We start from the raw sequence: 25,580 nt of genomic DNA, 5'->3' as shown, positions 1-25,580 counted from the left end.
CATTCAAGCGATTTCGAAGGCGGCTCGTACAAGCCGCTGAGTATATTCGGTTTTTGGGTGAGTAAGAACGTCCTCGACAGGGCCTTCCTCGACGATGCGCCCGCTTTGCATGACGATGACGCGGTGACAGAGTGCGCGCACCACCTTCAGGTCATGCGAGATGAACAGGTAGCTCAGGCCTCGCTCATCCTGCAGCTTGCGCAGCAGATCGATGATCTGCGCCTGCACGGAAAGATCGAGCGCCGAGGTTGGCTCGTCGAGCAAGATGAATTCCGGCTCCAGCGCCACCGCACGGGCAATGGCGATGCGCTGGCGTTGGCCGCCGGAGAATTCGTGCGGGAAACGTGAGAGGATGTTGCCGGGCATGCCCGCCGCCTCCAGCGCATCGCGCACCCGCTCCAGTCTTTCGGCCTTGGTTTTGCCAAGACCGTTGATGATGAGGCCTTCCTCGATGATCTGGCCAATGGTCATGCGCGGATTGAGCGAGGCGAAAGGGTCCTGAAAGACGATCTGCATACGCGAACGCAGGGGCCGCATTTGAGCGCGGGAGCGGCCATCGACCCTCTCGCCATCGAAGACCACCTCGCCGCCCACCGGCTCGTTCAGCCGCAGCAGCGATTGTCCGAAAGTGGTCTTGCCGGAACCGGATTCACCAACGAGCCCCAGCGTCTCGTGCCGCCTGAGGGTCAGGCCGAGACTGTCGACGGCGATCAGTTCTTTCAGTTCCGGTTTGAACAACCCGCCGTAACGCATCATGAAGGAAACGCGTACACCGCTTGCCGTCAGCAGCACGCCGGAATTTTCCGGCAGCGGTTTCGCCGTGCCATGCGGTTCGGAGCCGAGCAGCTTCTTTGTGTAGGGGTGCTGCGGCGCTTCAAAGAGCTTTTCCGTGGTGTTGTGCTCACGCATCTCGCCGTGCTGCATGACGTAGACGTAATCGGAGAACTGCTTCACGATGGTCAGGTCATGGGTGATGAGGACCACGGCCATGCCGCGCTTTTTCTGCAGGTCGCGGATGAGGTTGAGGATCTGCGCCTGCACCGTCACATCGAGCGCAGTGGTCGGCTCATCGGCAATCAGCACGTCCGGATCGTTGGAGAGCGCCATGGCGATCATCACACGCTGCCGCTGGCCGCCGGAAAGCTGGTGCGGATATTGCTTAAGCCGCGCTTCAGGCTCCGGTATCTGCACCTGCCGCAGAAGATCGAGCGCCCTCGCCTCGGCCTGCTTCTTGCTCAGTTTCGAGTGGACGCGGATCGCCTCGACGATCTGGCTACCGATCGTATAGATCGGGTTCAGCGAACTCATCGGCTCCTGAAAGATCATCGAGATGCGGTTGCCACGCAGTGCCCGGCGCTGGCGGCTCGAAAACTTCAATATGTCGTCGCCGTTGAACCGCACGGTGGCGGATTTCGAAACGGAAGCCCGCTTTGTCAGAAGGCCCATGACAGTGCGCGCCGTTACCGATTTCCCCGAACCGGATTCGCCGACGATGGCGATCGTCTCGCCGCGATAGAGCTGGAAGGAGATGTCCTTCACCGCTTCGACCGTGCCGTGCTCCACCTTGAAGCTCACGGCGATATTGCGGGCGTCGATGATGGCGTCGTCGTTGCGATTATCAGCATCGAAGCGGATCGCGGGGGCGTATGTGTTGTTCTGGCTAGCTACCATTTTACGCTCCTCTCAATAGGGATCGACGGCATCGCGCAGGCCATCGCCGAGCGCGTTGAAGGCAAAGACTGTGACCAGTACAAAACCGACCGGTGCGAGAATCCAGGGATAGGAACCGATGACGGAATAGGTCGCGGTATCCTGCAGCATCAGCCCCCAGGAGATGAGTGGCGGCTTCACCGCAAAGCCGAGGAAACCGAGGAAGGATTCGAGCAGCACGACGCTCGGAATATGCAGCGTCACGGCGACGATCACATGGCTCATCACATTCGGCAGGATATGCTGGAAAATGATGCGCCGGTCGGTGGCACCGACGGCAATGGCCGCCCGCACATAATCGATACGCGCCAGCGCCAGCGTTTTGCCACGCACCTCCCGCGACATCTGCGCCCAACCGAGCGCGGACATGACACCGACCACGAAGACGAGGAACACGGTGGTTGGCGCGGTGACCGGGATGAGAGACGTCAGCGCGAGATAAAGCGGCAATTGCGGGAAAGCGAGAACCACTTCCACGAAACGCTGCACCCAGGCATCCAGCGGGCCGCCGAAATAGCCTGATATCAGCCCGACACTGGTGCCGATGACGGTGACGATGGCCACAACGCTGAGCGCGATGGCAAGCGAGATACGCGAACCGTAGATGGCGCGCGACAGCACGTCGCGTCCGAATTTATCGGTTCCGAGAAAATGCACCGGCTTGCCGTCCGTCGAGCCGAAGAAATGCCGGCTCATCGGAATGAGACCCAAAAGCCTGTATTCCGCACCTTTGACGAAGAAACCGAGATAAACGGGATTGTCGTAATCCGGCCCGACGATGGGCTGGAAGGTGACTGGATCGAGCTCTTCCGTTTCGGCAGTCGCGTAAACGCGGGGGAACGGACTGAAATTGCCGTCCTTGTCAGAAAATCGCACCACCTGCGGCGGCGAGAAGCTGGCATTGGTTTCAAGCGGGTTCATCGGCGCGAAGAAATCCGCAAAGACGGCAATCAGGATCAGCAGCACCACCAGCACCAGCCCGACCATGCCCGTGAATGAGCGCCTGAGACGCCGCCATACCAGCGCGAGATAGGACTCATTACCCTGCGTGCCGCGTTCAGGCTTGGGGGTGATGGCGGTTTCGTTTTTCACTTCGTCAAACGCCATCATCTCAGGCCCTCCCGAATTCGCGAACGCGTGGGTCAAGCATGGCAAGCAGCATGTCGGCGATGATGTTGCCGACGATCAGCGTCGCGGCCAGCACCATCATGAAGGTCGCGGTGACATAGACATCGCCCACCGCCATGGAGCCGACGATGGCCGGACCGACTGTCGGCAGCGCGAAGATGATGGCGGTCTCGATTTCGCCGCTCAGCATATAGGGCAGCACGACGCCCTGATACATGACCAGCGGGTGCACGGCATTCGGCACGGCATGGCGCATGATGACCGCACCTTCCGAAAGCCCCTTGGCGCGGGCCGTCTCGACATATTGCGCATTCAGCGTATCCAGCAGATTGCCGCGCATCACCCGCATATTATAGGCGAGCCCACCGAAGACGGCGATGGCGACCACCGGCCAGACATGGCTGACGAGATCGACGAATTTGCCCCATGACCACGGCGCACCGCCATATTGCGGCGAGAAGAAGCTGCCGATCTCCGACACGTCGAAATGAAACACCATGAGATAGACGAGGATCAGCGCCATCAGGAAGCGCGGGATCGTCATGCCGAGGAAGGCGACGGTGGAGAGCAGGTTGTCGACCCAGGAATATTGCCGTGTGGCCGCCCAGATGCCGAAAGCGATGCCGAGAATGGATGCGAAGATGTGGCAGACCAGCGCCAGCGCAATTGTGCGCGGCAGGCGTTCGCCAACCACATCGGCAACCGGCTTGTTGTAATAGAAGCTGTAACCGAAATCGCCGCGGGTGACGATGCCGCCGATCCAGTTGAAATATTGCACGACAAGCGGCTGATCGAGGCCGTGTTCGACACGATAGGCCTGCGCCTGCGCTTCCGCCTGTTCGAAGGACGCGCCGCCCTGGTTCATCAGCTGCGAGCGGATATAGTCGGCATAATCGCCGGGCGGCGCCTGAATGATGGCGAAGGTCACCACGCTCAGGATCAACAGCACCGGAATGGCGGATGCTACGCGTATCGTCAGAAATCTCAGCATCGAACGGTCTTCCTCGGTTTGGATGGGCCGTGTGTCTCCGGCCGCGCTTCACGCGCGACCGGTACCGGGTGTTCTCCGGGAGGAGTTCTTCAAGTTTCGCATTTTCCGGACGTAAAACCGCTACGCACTTTTACTGGAAATGCTTTAGTTGATCGGGCCGCCCTCACCCGGCTTGCCGGGAAGCTGCTCAGGGAAGAGTTCGTATTTGCCCTGCTTGTCGGCCGCGACCCACAGGCGTTCGCGGATGATGGCGTCTTCAGCCCAGTTGAACATGAAGATCGGCGTGCCCTGCGGCACATTCGAGAAACGCTTGTTGACGATGAGTGCACCGGGATATTCGGTGAGACCAATCGTATAGAGGTTCTGCGTGTAGACCTTCTGATATTGCTTCATCAGCTCGGCCCGTTCGGCGTTGTCCTGCGAGGAAATGAATTTCCGCACCAGATCGGCCATCTCCTTCTCGAACGGCATCAGATCCAGCTCCTTGCCTTCGGGCGAGCGGTGGTTCCAGCTGGTGCGCGGGCCGACAGGGGCAAGCTGCTCGGTATTCTGCACCACGGATGAAAGCTCGGTGGAGTTGCGCCGCACCAGCCAATCGAACTGTCCGCCATAATGGGCCGCATCGCGCTGGTTGGAATCGAGGCTGTTGATGACAACGCGCAGGCCGAGTTTCGCCATCTGGCCGACGAGACCTTCCGCAAGGCTCTTGTCCGTCGCATAGCCGTTATTGACGAGAAGGGTAATTTCGACGTTGCGGCCCCCAAGCGTTTCCTTGGGGAAATTCAGGAAGCCATCGCCATCGGTGTCCTTCAGGCCGATCGAGGCAAGTGCTGCCTTGGCGGCCTCGAGGTTGAAGGGGTAATAGACCGTGGAGGCGCGATCATAAAAGCTGGTGCCCGAGGAAATACCGCCCGGATAGATCGCCGTGAACGGCCCCTTCACCAGCGAGTCGCCGATCGCCTTGCGGTCGAGGGCTGATGTCACGGCCTGACGGAACACCTCGTTGCGGTTCAGCTCGCGGATCGCCTGCCCGCGCTCATCCGGATTGCCCCAGCCATTGGCGGAAAAATTCATCTGCAGATTATAGCCGATAAGCCGCGGCCCAAAGGCAAGGCGGGCCGGCGCATTGGGGTCTGCGGCGCGTTTCAGCGAGGCGACGAAGTTTTCCGGCTGTTCGAGATTGGAGAAATCGCCCGATCCGGCGACTGCCTGCACATCGCGGTCCGCCCAGGTGGAAAGCTTGTAATGGACCTCGTTGAGGTAGGGCAGCTGCTGGCCCTTTTCATCAACCTTCCAGTAATAGGGATTGCGCCTGAGCACGATGATATCATCTGGCCGATAGGCGACCGGCACCCATGCGCCCATCACCGGCATGTTCATATATTCCGGCGGGAAAGCGTTCTTGAACTGGTTATAGGTGTTCTTGGAATATTTCGGATGCTGGGGTTTGAGAATATGCGACGGTCCGGGGCAGAAGCTCGGATAGGCCATGGTATAGAGATACTGCTTGGGAAAAGCCGCCTTGAAGGTCCATTCGACGGTGTAGTCATCGATCTTTTTGAGCGTCGTTCCCTCACCGAAAGCCTCGGGCGACGCACCGCCGCCGAGCGGCGAGACATTGGGATCGACGACGGCATCTTCCCAATAGAACATCACGTCATCGGCGTTGAAGGCTTCGCCGTCCGACCACTTGGCACCTTTAACCAGATGCATGGTCAGCTTGTGGCCGTCCTCGGACCATTCCCAGCTTTTGGCCAGATTGGGCAGCGGTTCGGTGTCCTTGGCATCCACCTGGAAAAGCGGCGCGGTGCGTGTGAGGCATTCGGAAAGCGCGATATCGATGCCGCCCCAGCCCTGGCTCTGGCCGGCAATGTAGTTCCAGCCCTCCGGCCTGCCGCCGACCACATGGCGCATGGTGTCACCATAAACGCCGGTGCCATCCGCCATATTGCCCGTCTTGTACACCAGCGGCTCTTCCGGCAGGCGCTCTTTCAACGGCGGCAGCTTGCCGGTCTTTTCAAACTTCTCGCTCACCCAGTCGGGTTCGCTGTAATCAGGCAGCGCCTTGAATTCGAGGATAGAGTCGCGCGCGACATAATTGATCTTGCCTTCCGCCGGAAATTGCGGCGGCTCCGGCGGCGTGGTGGTCTCGAAGGCATTCGCATTGAGTGCGATCATCGAAACACCAAGTCCCAGTGCCGAGATGATACCGATCCTGCGTTGAAGTAACATCGTCATTCCTCCCAAATGGCAGCTCTTCGACCGCCCACCCTCTGTGATCGTTATGACCGGGCGGCGAACTCCCTTTCGCCGCTGGCCTGTTCCCATGCTTTTCCTCAAACAGCCTTTTTCAGCGCCGATTTTTCGGCCCGCAATTCCTCGATGGAACGCACGTTGCGGCGCGCAGCCCCCGCCCAGTCACGGGTCTTGACGCTGGATTTGGCAAGACGCTCCTTCGCCGCCGGCACGGCATCGGCATATTGCGGCAGCCAGCGCGCCTGCGCGACGACCATCTCGTCCACCATCTGCCAGACCTCTTCCGGCGTCGCGACGGCACCGACCAGCGGGTCATGCAGCACGGCAAGCTTCAAGAGATCGATATCGCCGCTCACCGCCGCATGCACAGACATGCGCTGGACATTTATGGAGGCCATGCAGGTGGCAGCGCAGGCTTCCGGCAGCGTGATGCCGGACACCATGTTGATGCCGAAACGGTCGACGAAGCCGGGCGACTCGATAATGGCATCAGCGGGCAGATTGCTGATGACGCCGTTGTTCTTGACGTTGAAATGGCCGCGATAGACACGTCCCGTCTCCAGCGCCTCGAGAATATGGCTGGCATGTTCGTTGGAACGCTTCGCCGGATCGATCGGCTTGGCAGCCGAGGCGAGAAACTGCGGAAATTCGGTTTCGAACCAGTTGCGCGTTTCGGTCGAGTGGCGGAGATAGCCGCCGGTTTCGCCGTGAATCCAGTCGGACATGTCGATCCAGCGGGCGATTTCCTCCGGCCGCTTGCGATACCACGGCAGATATTCCGAGAGATGGCCGTTGCTTTCGGTCGAATAAACACCGAAACGCTTCAGCACGTCGATGCGCAACTTCTCCTGCTGCGAGAAGACCGGATGCGCCTCGAAGGCGGCGACCAACTCTTCCTTGCCGATCTTGCGGCCGTTGAGCCTTAGATCGATGAACCATGTCTGGTGGTTGATGCCGGAGCAGATGTAATCCAGCTCCGACACGCTTTTGGCGCCAAGAATTTCGGCGATCTGTTCCGCACCGTGCTGCACGCCGTGGCAGAGACCGACCGTATCCACCTTGCCATATTCGATGGCCGCCCAGGTGTTCATGGCCATCGGGTTGGCATAGTTCAGGAATTTTGCACCCGGTGCCGCGACTTCGCGAATATCCTTGCAGAAATCCAGAATGACGGGAATGTTGCGCTGGCCATAGAGGATGCCGCCGGCGCAGATCGTATCGCCCACGCATTGGTCGATGCCATATTTCAGCGGAATGCGGATATCATCGGCATAGGCCTCCAGACCGCCGACCCGCACGCAGCTGATGATGTATTTCGCACCCTCGAGCGCACGGCGGCGATTGGTATCGGCTGTCACCTTCACCGGGAAACCATTGGCCTCGACGATCTTTTCAAGGATCGCCTTGATCATATCGAGATTGTGCTGGCTGATATCCGTCAGCGCGACTTCAATGTCGCGAAACTCCGGCACGCACAGGAGATCGGTGAACAGTTTTTTCGTGAAACCGACGCTGCCTGCGCCAATAATAGCGATTTTGAAACTCATAACGCCACCTCTGTTGCAAATCGAACGGGTGAAACGGGCCGAAGGATCGTGAAATGGCGCTGCAGAAAAATACCCTTGAGAATCCCGGAAAACCGGCCTTCCTCCTAATTTTTCAGCAGCAATATCCCGCTGGCTGTCTCCTCGGATCGGGATTATGCGTATAAAGACGGATAGGACCAGAGAAGGATTATGCTTTCATGGGTAATTTTGTGCTGCGCGATTTGATCGATCAGGGACCCGGCATGCGCACCGTCTCGCTGCCGCGCGGCCGCCAGACGCTGCACACCATGCCAACCAGCAGCGGTTATGAAATCCGCCGCGGCGGTAATTATGACTGGGATGGGCGCAAGCGCGGCCAGACGCCCTTCACCGTGCTGCAATATTGCATCGGCGGACAGGGCAATCTGCGCTACGAGAACCGCCACTATGTGGTGAGGCCGGGCGAAACCCTGCTGCTGCTGATCCCGCACAATCACCGCTACTGGCTGGAGGAAGGCAAGGAATGGGAATTCTTCTGGATTTCCATGAATGGCGAAGAGGCGCTGCGCATTCACCGCAATATCCTCGCCGTCACCGGCCCGATCCTCAAGCTCCAATCCGAAACCGTCGATCACCTTGCCGAATGCTGCTCACGCCTCGTTAATGGCGCGGAGACGCCAGGCGCCGCCTCCGCCGTGGCCTATGAGGCAGCGATGACGCTTTACGACGATGTCTTCGGCTCGCACCCGTCTTTCGGCGGTGAATATCGCACCCTGCAGCAGGTGCTGAGCTATATAGACAGCCATCTCGGTGAGCGGCTTTCGGTCAGCGACCTTGCGGCGGTGGCCGGCCTCAGCCGCGCGCATTTTTCCCGCATCTTCACGGCGAGCGAAGGGTTGCCGCCGGCTGAATTCGTGCTGCAGCGGCGATTGCGGCGGGCGGCAAAACTGCTGACCACGGCCGGGAATATTCCCGTCAAGGAAGTGTCCGTGCTGTGCGGTTTCGAGGACCCGAACTATTTTTCCAAGGTCTTCCGCAGGCTCTATGGCACCAACCCCAGCGAATTTCGCACCACCGGCATGTATGCGAGTGTTCGGCAGGACGGAAGCTGAAAAACCAACTTCCTTTTGCCACGTTTCAGGCGATTAAGAATGAGGGGAACAACCTCTTTGGAGACACGGCTGAGGTGAACAGCAAAATCCGCACGATCCTCGTCTTTCCAATCAGGGCAATCATCATATTTGCCCTGATCCTCGACGGCATTTTCCGGCCGCTTTACCGGCCCATTATCAGAACCATATCCGGCCTGACATTCATCAGGCGACTGGAAAACCGGATTGCCGGCTTGCCGCGTCTCGCCATCCTGCTCTGTCTTGCCGTGCCCTTCGCGATTGCCGAACCCATGAAGATCGTCGGCCTTCTCCTGATTGCCCACGGCGCAATGAAGACCGGGATCGGTCTGACGATCGTTGCCCATCTGGCAACCTTCCTGATCGTCGAACGCATCTATCACGCGGGCAGGGAAAAGCTCCTCACCTATGCCTGGCTCGCCTGGATCATGCGTTATGTGCGCTTCGCCCGTTCCTTTTACGATCGCGCCAAACTCGCGACCTTGAACTGGATTCGGCTGAGGGTCATGGAATTCCAGCGGTAAGGGCGTTTCCGCTATTTTCGGCGCCGCAGCGTCTTCAAGACATATTCCACAATTGCGGTGGACTGCAACGAAACGAGGATGATGGCGATGCCGAGCACGACGCGGGTTTCCGGCACCTCATCAAACAGGAAATATCCGACAGCCGTGACGAACAGGATCGAGAGATAGCTGACGGGTGCGAGAACGCTGGCATCGGCGATACGGTAGGCCCGCAGGAAGCAATATTGCCCCATCTGCGCCAGAAGCCCGATGGCCAGCAGCGGACCCCAGTCGAGCGGCGCAACCGGCTTCCACGTCCAGATCGCCGGAACGGCAGTGATGACGGCAAGGCCGACGGTATAAAACACCATCATGACCGTGGTGTTTTCCTGCCGCAGCGCCCGGGTCTGGATCACCGCGAGTGCGCCGAACACCACCGACACAAGGACCACGAGCACGCCTGCGTTAAACTCCGCCCCACCCGGCCCGATAACCACGAGCACGCCGGCAAAGGCAAGACAGGCTCCGGCCCAGCGATATCGGCTCACCCTTTCGCCGAGAAAGGCAACCGCCATCGCCATCGTCACCAGCGGTCGGGAGAAGCCGATGGCGTTAACGGTGGCAAGCGGCAGCAGGGTGATGGCGATGAAATTGCTCGTGAGCGCGATGGCGTTGCAGCAGATTCGGAAGAGGTTGCGCCAGGGATATTTGACGCGCAGCATCTCCATCCTGTGCCGCCAGATCAAAGGCAGGATGAAGATGAGGCCGATCATCGCCCTGATGAAGACGAGCTGGAAGGCGGGATAGGTAACGCCCTGCGCCTTGACGAGCGCAGTCATTCCTCCCGCAACAAGCGTCATGTCCAGCAACAGCCAGCCGATACCCGCGCGCGTATCGGTTTCGCGCGGGTTTTCCTGTTTCTCACTTTGTCCGTCGCCATTCACGCCGGTTGCACAAGGTTTGCCATGAGGCGGAACGCCCCCGGTACAAGCTTGTCCATCTGGTGATGCAGCACGAGGCTGGTATGGGTATGCCGGCCCTTGCCAATGATGCCCGAGACCAGCGCCCCCTTCAGCGGCTGCTCGTCAACATCATGCATGGCGAGCAATGGCTCATAGACATCATCCCAGCGCGAAGCGAAATAAAGCCCGCGCTCCTTGTCCCAGCCCGCCCAGTCGGCGGCATCGATGACATTGGGCCCGGCAAGCAGCGGATGGTCGGGCAACAGCACCGTCACCTCCGCCTTCGGGTCCGTTACCCGCCAGCGCAGCGACGGTTTGCCGATTTCAAGACGCCGGACCGGCGTTGTCTCCGGGTTCCATCCGTCGGTCGGTCGGTGATAGAGCGTGACCAGATGGCCGCCGTTTTCGACAAAGCGATGGAGCTTCTCCGTCGCAGCAGAGAGATCCCTGCGGATGCCGAAGGCGAATATGCCGACGACAATTGTCGTGAAAGACGAGAGATCGCCGCCGAGCGCCTGCGCGTCGAGTTCGGTGACATCGAGCCCCATGCGCGACAGCCATGAACCGACCCGGTCCGCACCGCCGCCGACATAACCGATCCGCGCGCCCTTGGGCAGCTTCAGGTCCAGCGACAGGATTTTCATGACGGATGGCGCAAGAAACCGCGCCCGGCCAATATGCGGATAGGCGATGGGGGTGATCTGGAAGGCCGGCTGCGAACCGGAAATCGCCTCAAGCTGTGCAAGCCCCGCCGCGCCCTCGCCCGTGCGTTCGGCAATCCAGTCGTCTCCCGATTTTTGCACATTCCAGCCGCCGGCGCTCCTGAATGACAGCGGTGTATCCGCGCCTTTCACGAGGGCCTGAAACACATGTGTGTCCCGGCCTTGTCCCAGCGGAACGAGAAAAGCATCCGGCGAAAGCGTGAGCGACTGCGCCGGCGTAACGAAAAACGGTTCTTCGAGATCGAAGAGGGCGGAAACCTCCCGCCCTTCAAGCGTTGCAGCCACACGTACGAAACCATGGCCGTTGCCGCCTGCCGCTTTCCAGTCCGGCTGATAGAGACCTGAAACAGCCGCGCTTTGATCGGCCGTGAGAGAAAAGACAACCGTCTGTCCCAGCGAGCTGATGGACGACGACACTCCGTTCGGAAGGACCGGTGTGACCTTGACATCGAATTCGGCTGCCCGGTCGGAAAGCTCCACATAAAGCGACGTTTCCCCACCCGGAACGATCTCCGCCGGCTCGGCATAGGCCCGCTCGAAAAGATTAAGCGCCGTCAGAATGGCAGCATCAACCTCGGCCCGCTTGCGCGTGATCCTGTGGCCGTGCAAGTCCGTGAATTCGCTTGCCGCGGCTTCATCCACCTTTTGCAGAAGGGCTGCCGCATCCAGCAGCGATCTGGTGATTTCCCGCGTGTCGGGAAAGGCCGCAATCGCCCTGGTGATGGCCTGTTCGGCCTCGACCAGCGCTTTCTGGGATTCGGCATCCAGCCCCGCAACGCCGGCAAGGGCGGCAAGCGTCGATGGCAGGTTGTCGAGGATCGATCCTTCTTCTCGATTGGCTGTGGCAGAGAGTTCGAGATGAAGCGGCCAGACTTCCTGCGCCCGCTTCGGCCAGTGCCCCATTCCCTGCGAGGCATGGTAATAACGTGACCATTCGCCGATACGGTCATATTCGGCACCGGTCGCCTGCTCCCTGCCGGCCGCATTGATCGTCAGCGTCGTTTCCGGCGGCGGTACTTCGTCATCATAGGTATCGCCACCGCCCGACCATGCTGGAAGGTAGAACTTCGCCACCTTCCAGGGCTTCAGCCCCTCGGAGAAATGTTCAGGGTAAGCGGAAGGATCGGCCGCCAGCGCAATCGCGCTTCTTGCAGCCCGCGTCATGGCGCGGTGATGCCCGTGCTGCCCCGGCACATCGAGAAATGTCGGAATGACGATATCGGGCCGTTCCTTGCGATAGGCCCGCACCAGCCGTTCGACGATGCGCTGCTGCCCCCAGCGGCCGAAGGTCTGGTCGCCATCCTTGGAGAAGCCGAAATCGTGGATCATATCCGCCGGTCCGTGGCCGAGCCAGCTTATGTCGGCATCGATGACACGGGCGGCCTCTTCGAGTTCCCGTGAGCGAATGACGCCGAGCGCCCCCAGCCTTTCCGGCCCCAGCGCATTCTGCCCGCCCTCGCCGCGTGTCGAACAGGCGATGATGATCCGCATGCCCAGTTCCATGCGAAAATAGGCAAGGAGGCCGTTCTGCTCATCATCCGGATGCGCGCCGGTATGCATGACGGTTGCGGTGGATTTCAGCGCGCTCAGCTTGCGGTGCAGGCGAACGAGCCATGGATCGGCCATCTGCCGTTCGATGCGTTCGCGGGGGGTAAGCATGGGCGGTCTCCTCCAATATTCAGCCCGGCGCCTGTGCTGCGGCTCCCGGGGATGTCTCCAGTTTTGGTGTGACGATGTCGAACAACGGCAGTGCCGCAGCGCCAAGGGCGGCGGTCAACTGCCCGGATTTGCCATGCATGACGCGCGGCAGTTCCCGCTGCCGCCGGCTTGCGACCGAGGTCGGCAAATCCCCCATGCGCTGAATGATGTCGCTGATGATGACCTCCGGCAGCGCGCCGCCGAGGATGACAGTCTGCGGATCGAGAATGTTCTCCAGCATGGCGATCATCGGCGCGAGATGGGCCGCGGCATCGTCGATCCATTCTGTCACGACCGGATCGCCGGCTTTGAACAGGGCTTCAAGATCGCCAAGTTCCGTATCGGCGATACCGGCATGGCCAAGCTTTTCCTTCAGCACGTAAACGGAAGCATAGGCTTCGAGGCAACCTTTCTGCCCGCAGGAAGGGCAGGCCCTGCCCCGCGGCGATACGGTGACGTGGCCGATTTCGCCGGCGTTTCCGAAAGCGCCGCGATAGGGCGAGCCATCCTGAATGATGCCAAGACCGATACCGACGCCGAAATAGATCATGCAGAAATTGGGGATCGCCAGCCCCGCACCGAACAGGCGCTCCCCGACGGCCGCGGCCGTCGCGTCATTTTCCACCACTACCGGCTGGCCGCAGGCATCGCTCAGCATTTGGCGGGCATCGATGCCGCCCCAGCCGGAAAGGGTCGTTGGCCCGACCGAGGTCATGCCATCGATCTCGAAGGGACCGGGCATGACGACGCCGGTGCCGAGCAGCCTGCAGCCGAGATTTTTCGCAACAGCCGCATGCTCGGCGGCGAAGGTCTTGAATATGGCCTCCGGCGTGGTGTCCGTAAGCGGCGTGACGCGATGGGTGCGCAGCATGCCGGCCAGATCAAGGCCGACGGTGACCATATGGTCGGCGGCGATTTCCACGCCGATTGTCGCGCCGCCATCCGGATTGACGGCGAACTGGATCGGCGGCTGGCCCCTGCCGGTGCGCCGTCGCCCGAGTTCCTTCAGCAACTCCTCGCCCACCAGCTCATCGACTATGTTGGCGACTGCCTGGGCTGTCAGGTGGGTGATCTTGGCGATCTGGGCGCGGCCGAGCGAACCGTGCCGCCGGACGAGGTCTAGGACGACTCGCCTGTTATGCTCGCGGCTCCGCTCAGGATTTTTTCCGATTGCTACGGGATAGGCATCCACCGTGTGCACCGTCATCTCTTCAATTTCCCCGTCCCTTAGAAAATTCATAACGTCCAAATGACGATAAGCGCAATATAATAATTCAAGTAAATTATCTTATTGACAAACGCCCGTGTTCGGAGAACCGTAGAGAACGACCGGGGGTCAGGCTCGCATGGGGAATGGGACACGAAAAATCCCGTTGCCGGCCGAGTCGATGAGCGCGCGCGAAAGCGCGGATAAAGGGAACGATCACTCCGCATCCGGAAGACCGGACGGAGGAAATGGAGGGTTACATGCGCAGGGCAACTCTGTTCGCCGGCTTGGTCGCCGGTTTCAGCACATTTGCATTCAACGCCGCCCAGGCGGTTGAAATCGAATATTGGCAATATGTCTTCGACACACGCGTAAAAGCCATGGACGAGCTGATCGCGGAATTCCAGAAGGCCAATCCTGACATCACCGTCAAGCAGGTGACCTTCCCTTACGCCGATTACCAGACGCGCGTCATCGCCGCCAATCTTTCCGGCAAGGGCCCTGATGTGATGCAGCTCTTCTATGGCTGGCTGGACAAGTTCGCGGCCGGCGGCATCCTGCAGCCACTGCCGACCGACGCCTTCCCGCATGACAAGATCGAAAGCGAATTCTTCCCGATCGTCAGCGCCATGAAGCGCGGCGACGATTATTACGGCCTGCCGACGGCGGTTCGTTCGCTGGCGCTCTTCTACAACAAGAAGCTGTTCACCGAAGCAGGTCTCGACGCCGCCAACCCGCCGAAGACGCTCGACGAATTCGTGGCAGCCGCGGAAAAGATCGCCAAGCACGACGCCGCCGGAAACCTGACGGTCGCCGGCTCCACGCTCGACATGGGCGGCCAGGATCACCAGTGGTGGCGTGAGATTCTCATTCGCCAATATGGTGGCGAACCCTATACCGACAACGACCAGAAGGTCGCCTATAACAGCGAGGCGGGCGTTCAGGCGCTGAAATTCTACACCAGCCTGCAGCTTGAAAAGAAGATCGGTCAGGCTGGCTTCATGGATGAAGGCCAGGCCGCCTTCCGCGCTGGCAAGGCCGGCATGACCATCGACGGCACCTTCCGGCTGGGTTCGTTCCGAACCATCAAGGATTTCGAGTGGGGCGTGACCGAACTTCCCACCAATGACAAGAACATCCGCTCCAACTATGCGAGCTACTTCGCCAACGGCATCAGCGCCAAGACATCAGGTGAAGAGCTTGAGGCTTCCAAGAAGTTCCTCGCCTATATCTCTTCCCCGGAAGCCATGGCGATCTGGCTGAAGACGGTGGGTGAACTGCCGGCACGGCGCTCCGCAGCGCTGACCGAAGAAAACCTGAAGGACCCGATCTACGCGCCGTTCCTCAAGGGTCTGGAATATGCCCATACGACACTGTTCATGGATGAAGCCGCCCAGCGGCAGAACGCCATCGACATGACCAACCGGGTGCTTCTCGAAGGTCAGTCGGTCGAAGATTCCATCAAGCAGGCCGCCGAGGCCGAGCAGGAAATCATCGACGCGGCGAAACCCTGAAAACCGCAGGTCCAACAATGACAGCGATAGATCAACAGGGGGCGGCATCCGGCCGCCCCGGCGGCTCCTTTGGAGATCGCCTTTCCATGCGCACCAAACGGCTTTTGTGGATCTGGAGCTTTCTGGCGATCCCGATCCTGTTTTACAGCGTCATCCGCTTTTACCCAACGCTGCAGGCCTTCTACCTGTCCTTCACCAACTGGGACCTGCTCAGGCCGGCAAAGTTCATCGGCATCGCCAATTACGTCAAGCTGTTCAAGGACCCGCAATTCTGGAAGGTGTTCAAGAACACCTTTGCCTATCTTATCGTCGGCACGCCGATCAGCCTCGTTCTGGCTTTCGTCATCGCGTTTTATCTGGACCGGGTGCGCATTCTGCACGGTTTCATCCGCGCGCTTTATTTCCTGCCCTACCTGACCACGGCTGCCGCCATGGCCTGGGTCTGGCGCTGGTTCTATCAGCCGCCACCCATCGGCATCATCAACGACGTCCTCGGCATGATCGGCATTCCCCAGCAGCCCTTTATTCGCTCCACCGATCAGGCGCTTTATTCGGTCATGGTAACCGCCATCTGGGCTGGCCTCGGTTTCCAGATCATCATCTTCATGGCCGGCCTGCGCGCCATTCCGACGACATTTTACGAAGCCGCCCGCATCGACGGGTTGGGTGAATGGGCGATCCTGCGCAAGATAACCTTGCCGCTTCTGAAACCCACCACCGTGTTCCTCGTGGTGTTTTCCTCGATCGGCTTCCTGCGCATTTTCGACCAGGTCTATAACATGACCACCAATGATCCGGGCGGCCCGCTCGGCTCCACCAAACCGCTGGTGCTGATGATCTACCAGACCGCGTTCAACTCCTATGCGATGGGCTATGCCGCCGCGCAGACGGTTGTCCTGTTCACCATTCTTCTCGTCGTATCGCTGATCCAGCTCTGGGTCCTGAGGGAAAAGAAATGAGCGAAGCCTCGCCACTCTCCCACGCCCGTATCCGCCCCGGCCGCATTCTCGCTTGGACGCTGCTGTTCATCGGCGGCCTGATCATGGTTTCGCCGCTGCTCTTCATGTTCGCGACCTCGTTCAAGACGGCGGATCAGGTTTACGATCTACGTCTCATTCCGGCCGCGCCGACGCTTGCGAACTACATCACCGTCATGGCCGACGGCCGTTTCCTGCGCTGGTTCTTCAACTCGATGCTGGTTGCGGTCATCGTCACCGTGTCCAACTGCTTCTTCGACAGCCTCGTCGGGTACACGCTGGCGAAATTCGAGTTCCGCGGCCGTTATTTCATCTTCCTCGCCATCCTCTCGACGCTGATGATACCGACAGAAATGCTGGTCATTCCCTGGTATCTGATGTCCAGCCAGCTGGGCTGGCTCGACAGCTACTGGGGCATCATGTTCCCCGGCATGATGACGGCCTTCGGCACCTTCCTGATGAAGCAGTTCTTCGAGACGGTTCCCAACGACTTCATCGAGGCCGCGCGCGTTGATGGGCTCAACGAATTCCAGATCTGGTGGAAAGTCGCCCTGCCGCTGGTGACGCCGGCGCTCTCCGCACTCGCGATCTTCACCTTCCTCGGCAACTGGACAGCCTTTTTCTGGCCGCTGATCGTCACGACAAGCAAGGAACTCTACACCCTGCCGGTCGGTCTTTCGAGCTTTGCCGTGGAACAGCAGGTCCAGTGGGAAATGATCATGACGGGCGCAGCCATTGCGACCATCCCTACCCTCATCGTCTTCATCGTCCTGCAACGCTACATCGTGCGCGGTGTGATGCTGGCGGGCCTGAAAGGATAATATCATGGCCGATATCAACCCGCGCCAGTCGGATAGCAGCAAGTTTCCCGATCCTGTCTACAAGGAAACCGTGCTGCGCCCGCTTTTCGACGGCGCCAAGAACCACCATGTCGACGGCTTCCGCCGCATAGACCGCGCTCATCTGGTCATGCTGCGCGAGACCGGCATTCTCGATGCCGAAACAGCAACCAAGATCGCCGGCGCGCTTGAGGATATCGACAGGACCATTGAACCCTCCGAGCTCGTCTATACCGGCGAAGTCGAGGATTTCTTCTTCCTGATCGAGAAGGAGCTGAAAGCCCGCATCGGCGTCGATGTCGCCGGCCGCCTGCACACGGCCCGTTCGCGTAACGATATCGATCACACGCTGTTCAAGATCGGCCTGAAGGACAAGATCGACACGCTCACCGCCAAGGCGCGTGTTCTGCTGAAAGCGCTGATCGATGCCGCCGAGCGTAACCAATCCACGCTGATCGTGGCCTATACGCATGGGCAGCCGGCCCAGCCCACCACCTTCGGTCACTACCTTTCCGCTGCCATCGAAGTGTTGATCAGGGATATCGACCGTTTCGCGGAGGCACGCCGCATCGTTGATCTTTCGCCGATGGGCGCTGCCGCCATCACCACCTCGGGCTTTCCCATCGATCGGGCGCGGGTTGCCGAATTGCTGGGCTTTGCCGCACCCTTACGCAATTCCTATTCCTGCATCGCCGCCGTGGATTATACGACGGCAACCTATGGCGCGATCGAACTGATGTTCCTGCATCTCGGCCGGCTCATTCAGGACTTCCAGTTCTGGACGAGTTTTGAGGTCGGCCAGATCTACGTGCCGAATTCGCTGGTGCAGATTTCCTCGATCATGCCGCAGAAACGCAACCCGGTGCCGATCGAACATCTGCGCCACCTCGCCAGCCAGACATTCGGCCGGGCGCGGACCGTGCTGGATGTGATGCACAACACCCCCTTCACCGACATGAATGACAGTGAGGGCGAGACGCAGGGCATGGGTTACGAGGCCTTCACTTCTGCCGGCCGGGTTCTCGATCTGCTCGCCAGCCTCGTTGGCCAGATCAGCATCGATCCTGAAAGGGTCGACCAGAACATCCGCCGATCCTGCATCACCATCACGGAACTGGCGGATTCGCTTGTCCGCATCGAAGACCTGTCGTTCCGCCAGGCGCATGAGATTGCCGCGACCGTCGCCAAAAGCGTCGTCGCCTTGAAGGGGGATCTGCCGAATGACGGATACCAGCCGTTCCTCACGGCATTCAGTGAACTGACAGGACGCGAGACCGGCATCGACGAGGAAAAGTTCAGGCAGATCGTCTCGCCGGAGCACTTTGTCGCGGTGCGTGCCCGCTTTGGCGGCCCGGCGCCTGAACCCATGCGGGAAGCGATTGCGGCATATCGCGACAGGCTCGGCGCTTTTGATGCGGAAGCACAGTGGTTCACCGATCATGAAGCGGCGAAAGCCGCCGAACTGGCAGAGAAATTCACCGCCCTGACGGGAGCGCGATAATGGCGACAATCGAACTCAATCAACTCGTGAAGCGCTACGGCAAGGTCGAAGCGGTCAAAGGCATAGACCTGGCCATTGAAGACGGCGAGTTCGTCGTTTTTGTCGGCCCTTCCGGCTGCGGCAAATCCACCACGCTGCGCATGATCGCCGGGCTGGAGGAGATTTCCGATGGTACGCTGAAGATCGCCGGTAACGTCGTCAACGAGAAAGAACCGAAACAGCGCAACATCGCCATGGTCTTCCAGAACTATGCGATCTATCCGCATATGACGGTTCGCCAGAATATCGGTTTCGGGCTTTACACATCAAAGCTCGACAAGACGGAAAAGAACCGGCGCATCGAAGAGGCCGGCCGGGTGCTGGGGCTTGAAGCCCTGCTCGACCGCCGTCCCGCGGCCCTGTCGGGCGGCCAGCGGCAGCGCGTCGCCATCGGCCGCGCCATGGTGCGCGATCCCGCAGCCTTCCTGTTCGATGAGCCGCTATCCAATCTCGATGCGCAGTTGAGATCGCAGATGCGCATTGAAATCAAGCGCTTGCACCAACGTCTTAAGACGACCACCGTCTACGTCACCCATGATCAGGTGGAAGCCATGACCATGGCGGACCGTATCGTGGTGATGAAGGACGGTCATATATTGCAGGTCGGCACGCCGACGGAACTTTACGAAACACCCGTCGATATCTTCACCGCCCGCTTCATCGGCAGCCCCTCGATGAACCTGCTGCGAGGGACCAAAACAACCAGCAACGTTGCGCCCTCCGCCACGGGTGAGCTTCTGATCGGCGTACGGCCACATGATCTGCTGGTCGGCGAGAACGGTGCCGCACAGGGAACGTTTACACTTGAGGGAACGGTAACGGCGGTCGAGCCGCTGGGGCCGGAGACGCTCGTTCATCTGGATACCGACACCACCTCGGTGATCGCCACGGCCAGGGGTAAATCCATTCCCGCCGTCGGCAGCCGGTTGCAATGCCAGGCGACAACAGGCGCGCTTTATCTTTTCGATGCGAAAACGGAAAAGCTTCTGGGCCGCGCATGATGACAACAGAAAAAACAGCCGTCATCAGCATCGGCCGGATCTATTGCGACCTCATTTTCACCGGGCTCGATGAATTGCCTGTGCTCGGCCGGGAACTGTTTGCCCGCGATATGGAAATTGCTGCCGGCGGCGGCGCCTTCATTGCCGCCGCACATTTTGCCCATATAGGCCGCCAGGTTGCACTGCTGGCAAGGCTCGGCACCGATACGTTTTCGCGCGATATCGGTGAGAAAATGGCGCAGAGCGGCATCGACCTGCAGTTTCTGGAACATACGGCAGATGCCGGACCGCAAGTTACGGTGGCGACAGTGGTTGGTCAGGACCGGGCATTTTTGACGCGCCGCGCCGGTGCCGCCCGCCCGTCAACGCTGGATGCTGCCTTTGCGTGGAACAAGGCGCAGCATCTGCACATCGCCGAATTCGCGACTCTGCACGAGATTCCCGATCTGGTCTCACGCGCCAAGGCGAGCGGGTTGTCAGTATCGCTCGATCCAAGCTGGGATGCTTCGCTGATCTACGACAAGGGCCTGCTCAAGGCCTGCGCCGGCGTCGACGTATTTTTGCCCAATCTCGAAGAGGCCGAAGCAATTACTGGTCATTCTGACCCGGAAACCGCGATCCGCGCCCTGGCAGAGACGTTTCCCGTCGTGGCCTTGAAAGGCGGCGCGCAGGGCGCGTGGGTTTCCTCTCGGATGGAGCTGCAGCATGTGGCGGCCCAGAAAGTCCCGGTTATCGATACGACCGGCGCCGGCGATGCCTTTAATGCCGGTTTTCTTGATGCGTGGCTTCAGGGGCAGGACGAACAGCGATGCCTCAAAGCCGGGGTCACTGCGGGCAGCCTTGCCGTGCAGGCGGCAGGTGGTGCCCCGAGGGTGACCGCCGCCGCTTGAGGCATCCAGCCTGTTTCACTCTCCGCGCGGAAAACGCTGATTTTCCTCCAACACGTTGAGGTCCATGTGGTTGCGCATATAGCGCTCCGAGGCTTTCTGCAAGGGCTGGTAATCCCACGGATAATAGGCGCCGTTGCGTAGCGCCTTGTAGACCACCCAGCGCCGCGCCTGGCTTTCGCGAACGGCGGCGTCGAACACCGGCAATTGCCAGCGCCGGCCAATCTCGGCGGAAAGCGATGAGAGAACGTCGCTGAAAGCGGGATCGCCGGCAAGGTTGGTGCGTTCTTCCGGATCGGCCTCGAGATCATAAAGCAGCGGCGGGTCGGCCTCGCAGACCGACAGCTTGTAGCGGCCATCCCTGATGGCGACGAGCGGTGCGATGGAGCCTTCGGCGGCATATTCCATCGGCACCGGGCCACGCCCGCCGGTCCCGTGAGCCAGCGCCGCCAGATCTTCGCCATCCGTCCAGCGTTTGAGTGACGTAATATCAAGCCCGGCAAGTCCACACAGCGTCGGCGTGACATCAAGTGTCGAGACAGGGGCACCGATCAAAGCCGGCCGCCAACCGGGTGCGGCCACCATCAGCGGCACTCGGGCGGACCCCTCAAAGAAACACATCTTGAACCACAGGCCACGCTCACCCAGCATATCGCCATGGTCGGACAGGAAGAGGATGATCGTGTCCTCCTCCATCCGCGTCGCCTTCAGGACGTCGAGGATTTCGCCGACCTTTTCGTCGATATAGGAGATATTGGCGAAATAACCGCGCCGTGCCCGGCGTATCTCTTCGGGCGAAATATCGAAAGCCCGGTGGTCGCAGGCTTCCAGCAGCCGTTTCGAATGCGGGTCGTGTTCATCGAAGGAAAGCGCTTCCGTCTCTGGGTCGAGCGCCGGGCAGTCTTCATAGAGGTCCCAGAATTTGCGCCGCGCCACATAGGGGTCGTGCGGGTGGGTGAAGCTGACCGTCAGGCACCACGGCCGGTCGTCAAGGCGGCGCGACAGGTCGTAAAGCTTGCGGGTGGCGTTATAGGCCACCTCGTCGTCATACTCCATCTGGTTGGTGATTTCGGCGACACCTGCGCCAGTCACCGAGCCGAGATTGTGATACCACCAGTCGATCCGCTCACCCGGCTTGGTATAGTCGGGTGTCCAGCCGAAATCGGCGGGATAGATATCCGTCGTCAGGCGCTCCTCGAAGCCATGCAGCTGGTCCGGGCCGACGAAATGCATCTTTCCTGAAAGGCCGGTGTAATAACCCGCCGCCCGGAGATGATGGGCATAGGTCGGAATATCGGAAGCAAATTCGGCGGCATTATCGTAAACCCGCGTGCGGCTCGGCAATTGCCCGGACATGAAGGAGGCGCGGGCCGGCGCGCAGAGCGGGCTTGCCGTATAGGTGTTGGCGAAGCGGACGGACCGCTTCGCCAGTGTTTTGAGATGGGGTGCGTGGAGGAAATCGGCCGGGCCGTCGGGAAAAAACGTCCCGTTGAACTGGTCGGCCATCAGGATCAGGATATTGGGACGCGGCATTTCCACTTTCCGGCTTAGAGACCAAGCTTGCCTTTGACGGCGTCCACACCCGGCTTGCCATCCAGCGTGGTAACGCCCTGCAGCCAGCCATCCAGCGCCTGCGGATTGGCCTTCAGCCAGGCCGCTGCCGCCGCTTTCGAATCCTCGCCACCGAGAATGGAGCCCATCAGGGTATTTTCCATGCCGATATCGAATTTCAGGTTCTTGAACAGCGTCGCCGCATTCGGGCATTGCTGCGGCCAGCCGGTGCGGGCGAGCGTATAAACTTCCGCGCCGCCGAAATTCGGACCGAAATAGGCGTCACCGCCGGAGAGATAAGCGATATCGATCTTCTCGTTCATCGGATGCGGCGCCCAGGCGAGGAAGACCACCGCCTTCTTGTCCCTGCCCGCCCTTTCCACCTGCGCCAGCATGGCCTGCTCGCCGGATTCGACGAGTTGCCAGCCCTTGAGGCCGAAATCATCGGCGTCGATGATCTTCTGGATATTCTGGTTGGCCGGTGCGCCCGGCTCGATGCCGTAAATCTTGCTTTCGAATTCGTCAGCATGTTTGGCGAGATCGGCAAAATCCTTGACGCCCTTTTCCGCCATATAGGCCGGTACTGCCAATGTGAACTTTGCACCCTCGAGGTTCTTCGTCATCACCTCGGCCGCCTTGGCGGCATTCAGATCGTCCACGAAGGATTTTTGCGCCGGCATCCAGTTGCCAAGGAAAACGTCGATCTCGCCGTTCTTCATCGCCTGATAACCGATGGGCACCGACAACGTCTTGACGTCGGCTTCATAACCCAGGGCATCGAGCAGCACGGAGGCAACGCCATTGGTGGCGGTGATGTCGGTCCAGCCCGGATCGCTGAGGCGGATGGTCTTGCAGGCCGCGTCATCGGCCGCCTGAAGCGGGGTGGAGAAGGCCGCCACGGACAGAAAAAGACCGGCAGCGATGCGATGCAGATGAGAAATGGTTTTCATTGCGGCTCCCCTTTTATCAATCCAGTTTATTGAACACCACGTTGCTTTTGCCTGTGAAGCGGGTATTTTTCGATAGTTGATATAAGGAATTTTAATGTCAGACCGGCCGCTTGATCTGGGATGGATGCGCATTTTCACCGAGGTTGCCCGCCGCGGCAGCCTGACGGCGGCTGCGGCATCCCTGCGGCTGACGCAGCCGGCCGTAAGCTATCAAATACGCCGGCTGGAGGAGGAACTGGGTGTAGCGCTCGTGCAGCGCAGACATCGCGGCATAGAACTGACGACGGAGGGCCAGAGGCTGTTCGAGATCGTCTCGCGCAATGTCGACGCCATCGATCTTCTGGCGCAGCAGCTTCGCCGGACCGAGGAACGCCAGACCATCCGCCTGCACACGGACTATGCTTTTTCGTCTCTCTGGCTCATTCCCCGCATGCATGGTTTTCGCGCGCTCAACCCGGACATCAACATCCAGATCGTCGCCACGCAGGATCCGCTTGGCCAGGGCAAACACGACAGCGACGTGATGGTGATTTTCGGCACGCGGCAGGAGGCGGGCGAAGGAGCGGTATTGCTGCTTTCGGAAAAGGTCACACCGGTCTGCTCGCCGGCGCTCCTGGCGGAAACGCCGGCACCGGCAGGTGTCGCTGATTTTTCACGCCATAAACTCATCCACCTCGAAAACACCTCGCAGGCGCACTGGTTCGACTGGGCTGCCTATTTCAAGCATTTCGGCGTGCATCGCGGTGCCGAGCATGATGGCGGCGATATCAGCTTCAACAATTACACCATGGTGGTGCAGGCAACCATTGGCGAACAGGGTTTCGCGCTCGGCTGGGCCGGACTGGTCGATCCGTTGCTGGAGGCCGGCGTGCTGGTGACGGCAGGCCCGAGCCTCGATGCACCGGGACGCGGCTACTGGCTGATGCGACCGAAAAGCAGTGACAGCGCGGTAAGAAAACTCACCGGCTGGCTGATCGACGAGCGACGATGACGCCGCCCGCCAGCCTGTACCGTTTGCGATTCAGATGGGATAATGCAGCGGCCCGTCCTGCAGCGTGACCCAGCGCAGCTCGGTGAATTCCGCAATGCCCGCCGTGCCGCCAAAACGGCCGTAGCCGGAGGCCTTGACGCCGCCGAAAGGCATCTGCGCCTCATCGTGAACGGTCGGGCCGTTGATGTGGCATATGCCGCTTTCGATGCGGGCGGCAATGGCAAGCGCCCGTGCCTGATCCCTGCCGAAAATCGCCGCGGAAAGACCGAACTCGGTTTCGTTGGCGATGCTCACCGCCTCATCGATGCTGCCGGCCCGGATGATGGAGACGACGGGGCCGAAGCTTTCCTCTGCATACAGCCGCATGGCGGGCGTGACGCCATCGACGGCAATCGCATCCACCATCGTGCCATTGCCGCTGCCGCCCGCGACCAGCCGCGCGCCCTTGGAAACGGCATCATCCACCAGCGCCCGGATGCGCGATGTCGCTTCGGCGCTGACCAGCGAGCCGAGCGGTGTTTTGCCCTCACGCGGATCGCCGGCCTTGAGGCTCGAAGCTTTCTTGGCAAAGGCCTCGACAAATGTATCGGCAACGCTGTCGAGCACGATGATGCGCTCCGTCGACATGCAGATCTGGCCCTGGTTCATATAAGCGCCGAAGGCTGCGGCCGCGACAGCCGCGTCGATGTCGGCATCATCAAGCACGATAAACGGCGCCTTGCCGCCAAGCTCCAGCAAAGCGGGTTTCAGGTAACGGCCGGCCGTTTCGGCAATCACCCGGCCGACGCGGGTCGAGCCGGTGAAATTCACGCGTCTGACGGCGGGGTGCGCGATCAGCGTATCGACGATCTTTGCGGCATCTTCCGGTGCATTGGAGACGGCGTTGAGCACGCCCTTGGGCAGACCGGCGGAAGCGACGGCTTCGATGATCAGCGCATGGGTGCGCGGGCACAATTCCGAGGTCTTCATGACAACCGTATTGCCGCAGGCAAGCGGCGTGGCGATGGAGCGCACGCCGAGAATAACAGGCGCATTCCACGGCGCCATGGACAGGACAACACCTGCCGGCTGACGCAATGCCATTGCCATGGTTCCCGGACGGTTGGAGGGGATGATCTCGCCCTTGATCTGGGTGGTCAGGCTTGCCGCCTCGACCAGCATGTCGCTTGCCAGTTTGACGTTGAACCCGGCCCAGGCATCGGTTGCGCCAATTTCTTCCTTCATCGCCTGGGTGATATCAGGCCCGGCGGCGAGGAGCGCCTGCGCAGCGGCCAGAAGCAGGCGGCGGCGTTCACCGGGCGGGGTTGCCGACCAGACCGGGAAAGCGGCCGCCGCGGCATCGGCCGCACGGGTGGCGTCCTCCACCGTTGCTGCCGCCGCACTGGTCGCCACATCGCCGGTAATGGGGTTGCTGCGTTCGAAACGCTTGCCGCTCGCGGCCGGGCAATGATCGCCGCCGATGAAAAGATTGACAGTCTGCATGGTCTTTCTCCTGAG

The 25,580-nt window shown here is 60.4% G+C and carries 20 protein-coding genes; 9 read left to right on the top strand and 11 right to left on the bottom strand.

Annotation, left to right across the window (positions count from 1 at the left end; all coding sequences use genetic code 11):
* Nucleotides 1-3: 3 nt before the first annotated feature.
* The 5 genes from EXN68_RS16735 to melA all read right to left on the bottom strand — a co-directional run bounded on the left by EXN68_RS16735 (nt 4) and on the right by melA (nt 7,632).
* Nucleotides 4-1,671, bottom strand: coding sequence for an ABC transporter ATP-binding protein (locus EXN68_RS16735; RefSeq protein ID WP_142841949.1), 1,668 nt, complete (start codon nt 1,669-1,671; stop codon nt 4-6).
* 12 nt (nt 1,672-1,683) lie between these two features.
* Nucleotides 1,684-2,820 (bottom strand): ABC transporter permease, encoded by a 1,137-nt coding sequence (locus EXN68_RS16730; protein ID WP_142841948.1) that lies wholly within the window; start codon nt 2,818-2,820, stop codon nt 1,684-1,686.
* Between the two features lies 1 nt (nt 2,821).
* The gene (locus EXN68_RS16725) at nt 2,822-3,829 is read right to left on the bottom strand and encodes an ABC transporter permease (RefSeq protein WP_065116863.1); all 1,008 of its coding nucleotides are present in this window, start codon (nt 3,827-3,829) and stop codon (nt 2,822-2,824) included.
* Nucleotides 3,830-3,973: 144 nt separating this feature from the next.
* Nucleotides 3,974-6,061 carry an ABC transporter substrate-binding protein gene (locus EXN68_RS16720; RefSeq protein ID WP_142841947.1) on the bottom strand — a complete coding sequence of 696 codons (2,088 nt, stop codon included), beginning with the start codon at nt 6,059-6,061 and terminating at the stop codon, nt 3,974-3,976.
* A 104-nt stretch (nt 6,062-6,165) separates the two neighbouring features.
* Nucleotides 6,166-7,632: an alpha-glucosidase/alpha-galactosidase gene (gene melA, locus EXN68_RS16715; RefSeq protein ID WP_142841946.1), complete on the bottom strand. Its 1,467-nt coding sequence runs from the start codon at nt 7,630-7,632 to the stop codon at nt 6,166-6,168.
* A 197-nt stretch (nt 7,633-7,829) separates the two neighbouring features.
* Here melA and EXN68_RS16710 point away from each other — a divergent pair, with 197 nt between their 5' ends.
* Nucleotides 7,830-8,723 carry an AraC family transcriptional regulator gene (locus EXN68_RS16710; RefSeq protein ID WP_142841945.1) on the top strand — a complete coding sequence of 298 codons (894 nt, stop codon included), beginning with the start codon at nt 7,830-7,832 and terminating at the stop codon, nt 8,721-8,723.
* A 74-nt stretch (nt 8,724-8,797) separates the two neighbouring features.
* On the top strand, nt 8,798-9,265 hold the full coding sequence (locus EXN68_RS16705) for a hypothetical protein (protein ID WP_161991367.1): 468 nt from the start codon (nt 8,798-8,800) through the stop codon (nt 9,263-9,265).
* A gap of 11 nt (nt 9,266-9,276) precedes the next feature.
* On the opposite strand, the gene EXN68_RS16700 is transcribed toward EXN68_RS16705, so the two are convergent.
* From EXN68_RS16700 to EXN68_RS16690, 3 genes are read right to left on the bottom strand one after another with little or no spacing between them, the layout of a single operon-like run.
* Nucleotides 9,277-10,188, bottom strand: coding sequence for a DMT family transporter (locus EXN68_RS16700; RefSeq protein WP_142841944.1), 912 nt, complete (start codon nt 10,186-10,188; stop codon nt 9,277-9,279).
* The gene (locus tag EXN68_RS16695) at nt 10,185-12,587 is read right to left on the bottom strand and encodes a PIG-L family deacetylase (protein WP_142841943.1); all 2,403 of its coding nucleotides are present in this window, start codon (nt 12,585-12,587) and stop codon (nt 10,185-10,187) included. The genes EXN68_RS16700 and EXN68_RS16695 overlap by 4 nt, the downstream gene beginning before the upstream one ends.
* A gap of 19 nt (nt 12,588-12,606) precedes the next feature.
* Nucleotides 12,607-13,833, bottom strand: coding sequence for an ROK family transcriptional regulator (locus tag EXN68_RS16690; RefSeq protein ID WP_142841942.1), 1,227 nt, complete (start codon nt 13,831-13,833; stop codon nt 12,607-12,609).
* 248 nt (nt 13,834-14,081) lie between these two features.
* Between EXN68_RS16690 and EXN68_RS16685 the strand changes: the two genes are divergently transcribed.
* Genes EXN68_RS16685 through EXN68_RS16660 form a run of 6 tightly spaced genes read left to right on the top strand, consistent with a single transcriptional unit; the run spans nt 14,082 to nt 20,594 of the window.
* Nucleotides 14,082-15,347 carry an extracellular solute-binding protein gene (locus tag EXN68_RS16685; protein WP_142841941.1) on the top strand — a complete coding sequence of 422 codons (1,266 nt, stop codon included), beginning with the start codon at nt 14,082-14,084 and terminating at the stop codon, nt 15,345-15,347.
* Between the two features lie 17 nt (nt 15,348-15,364).
* On the top strand, nt 15,365-16,306 hold the full coding sequence (locus EXN68_RS16680; RefSeq protein ID WP_065116872.1) for a carbohydrate ABC transporter permease: 942 nt from the start codon (nt 15,365-15,367) through the stop codon (nt 16,304-16,306).
* Nucleotides 16,303-17,145 (top strand): carbohydrate ABC transporter permease, encoded by an 843-nt coding sequence (locus EXN68_RS16675; protein ID WP_142841940.1) that lies wholly within the window; start codon nt 16,303-16,305, stop codon nt 17,143-17,145. The genes EXN68_RS16680 and EXN68_RS16675 overlap by 4 nt, the downstream gene beginning before the upstream one ends.
* A gap of 4 nt (nt 17,146-17,149) precedes the next feature.
* On the top strand, nt 17,150-18,664 hold the full coding sequence (gene argH / locus EXN68_RS16670) for an argininosuccinate lyase (RefSeq protein ID WP_142841939.1): 1,515 nt from the start codon (nt 17,150-17,152) through the stop codon (nt 18,662-18,664).
* The gene (locus EXN68_RS16665) at nt 18,664-19,704 is read left to right on the top strand and encodes an ABC transporter ATP-binding protein (RefSeq protein WP_142841938.1); all 1,041 of its coding nucleotides are present in this window, start codon (nt 18,664-18,666) and stop codon (nt 19,702-19,704) included. The genes argH and EXN68_RS16665 overlap by 1 nt, the downstream gene beginning before the upstream one ends.
* Entirely contained in the window at nt 19,701-20,594 is an 894-nt protein-coding gene (locus EXN68_RS16660) for a carbohydrate kinase family protein (RefSeq protein ID WP_142841937.1), read from the top strand. Before EXN68_RS16665 ends, EXN68_RS16660 begins: the two co-directional genes overlap by 4 nt.
* Nucleotides 20,595-20,609: 15 nt before the next feature.
* Here EXN68_RS16660 and betC read toward each other — a convergent pair whose 3' ends face one another.
* Together betC and choX are read right to left on the bottom strand one after the other, a co-directional pair.
* The gene (gene betC, locus EXN68_RS16655; protein WP_142841936.1) at nt 20,610-22,124 is read right to left on the bottom strand and encodes a choline-sulfatase; all 1,515 of its coding nucleotides are present in this window, start codon (nt 22,122-22,124) and stop codon (nt 20,610-20,612) included.
* A 14-nt stretch (nt 22,125-22,138) separates the two neighbouring features.
* Nucleotides 22,139-23,092, bottom strand: a complete 954-nt coding sequence (choX, locus tag EXN68_RS16650; RefSeq protein ID WP_142841935.1) for a choline ABC transporter substrate-binding protein — start codon at nt 23,090-23,092, stop codon at nt 22,139-22,141.
* Between the two features lie 94 nt (nt 23,093-23,186).
* Here choX and EXN68_RS16645 point away from each other — a divergent pair, with 94 nt between their 5' ends.
* Nucleotides 23,187-24,083 carry a choline sulfate utilization transcriptional regulator gene (locus tag EXN68_RS16645; protein ID WP_135397603.1) on the top strand — a complete coding sequence of 299 codons (897 nt, stop codon included), beginning with the start codon at nt 23,187-23,189 and terminating at the stop codon, nt 24,081-24,083.
* A gap of 30 nt (nt 24,084-24,113) precedes the next feature.
* On the opposite strand, the gene EXN68_RS16640 is transcribed toward EXN68_RS16645, so the two are convergent.
* Nucleotides 24,114-25,565: an aldehyde dehydrogenase gene (locus EXN68_RS16640; protein ID WP_142841934.1), complete on the bottom strand. Its 1,452-nt coding sequence runs from the start codon at nt 25,563-25,565 to the stop codon at nt 24,114-24,116.
* Nucleotides 25,566-25,580: the final 15 nt, after the last annotated feature.

The sequence above is a fragment of the Martinezella rhizogenes genome (genome assembly GCF_007002745.1).
GTDB lineage: Bacteria > Pseudomonadota > Alphaproteobacteria > Rhizobiales > Rhizobiaceae > Agrobacterium > Agrobacterium cucumeris.
The sequence above is the reverse complement of the archived record's forward strand: the minus strand, read 5'-3'. Positions and strand labels throughout refer to the sequence as shown.

Coding starts and splice junctions, on each gene's coding strand:
- EXN68_RS16685 (WP_142841941.1), top strand. CDS start 14,082: ATGGAGGGTTACATGCGCAGGGCAACTCTGTTCGCCGGCTTGGTCGCC.
- EXN68_RS16640 (WP_142841934.1), bottom strand. CDS start 25,565: ATGCAGACTGTCAATCTTTTCATCGGCGGCGATCATTGCCCGGCCGCG.
- EXN68_RS16645 (WP_135397603.1), top strand. CDS start 23,187: ATGTCAGACCGGCCGCTTGATCTGGGATGGATGCGCATTTTCACCGAG.
- EXN68_RS16725 (WP_065116863.1), bottom strand. CDS start 3,829: ATGCTGAGATTTCTGACGATACGCGTAGCATCCGCCATTCCGGTGCTG.
- argH (WP_142841939.1), top strand. CDS start 17,150: ATGGCCGATATCAACCCGCGCCAGTCGGATAGCAGCAAGTTTCCCGAT.
- choX (WP_142841935.1), bottom strand. CDS start 23,092: ATGAAAACCATTTCTCATCTGCATCGCATCGCTGCCGGTCTTTTTCTG.
- melA (WP_142841946.1), bottom strand. CDS start 7,632: ATGAGTTTCAAAATCGCTATTATTGGCGCAGGCAGCGTCGGTTTCACG.
- EXN68_RS16695 (WP_142841943.1), bottom strand. CDS start 12,587: ATGCTTACCCCCCGCGAACGCATCGAACGGCAGATGGCCGATCCATGG.
- EXN68_RS16665 (WP_142841938.1), top strand. CDS start 18,664: ATGGCGACAATCGAACTCAATCAACTCGTGAAGCGCTACGGCAAGGTC.
- EXN68_RS16690 (WP_142841942.1), bottom strand. CDS start 13,833: ATGACGGTGCACACGGTGGATGCCTATCCCGTAGCAATCGGAAAAAAT.
- EXN68_RS16680 (WP_065116872.1), top strand. CDS start 15,365: ATGACAGCGATAGATCAACAGGGGGCGGCATCCGGCCGCCCCGGCGGC.
- EXN68_RS16710 (WP_142841945.1), top strand. CDS start 7,830: ATGGGTAATTTTGTGCTGCGCGATTTGATCGATCAGGGACCCGGCATG.
- EXN68_RS16660 (WP_142841937.1), top strand. CDS start 19,701: ATGATGACAACAGAAAAAACAGCCGTCATCAGCATCGGCCGGATCTAT.
- EXN68_RS16720 (WP_142841947.1), bottom strand. CDS start 6,061: ATGTTACTTCAACGCAGGATCGGTATCATCTCGGCACTGGGACTTGGT.
- EXN68_RS16735 (WP_142841949.1), bottom strand. CDS start 1,671: ATGGTAGCTAGCCAGAACAACACATACGCCCCCGCGATCCGCTTCGAT.
- EXN68_RS16675 (WP_142841940.1), top strand. CDS start 16,303: ATGAGCGAAGCCTCGCCACTCTCCCACGCCCGTATCCGCCCCGGCCGC.
- betC (WP_142841936.1), bottom strand. CDS start 22,124: ATGCCGCGTCCCAATATCCTGATCCTGATGGCCGACCAGTTCAACGGG.
- EXN68_RS16730 (WP_142841948.1), bottom strand. CDS start 2,820: ATGATGGCGTTTGACGAAGTGAAAAACGAAACCGCCATCACCCCCAAG.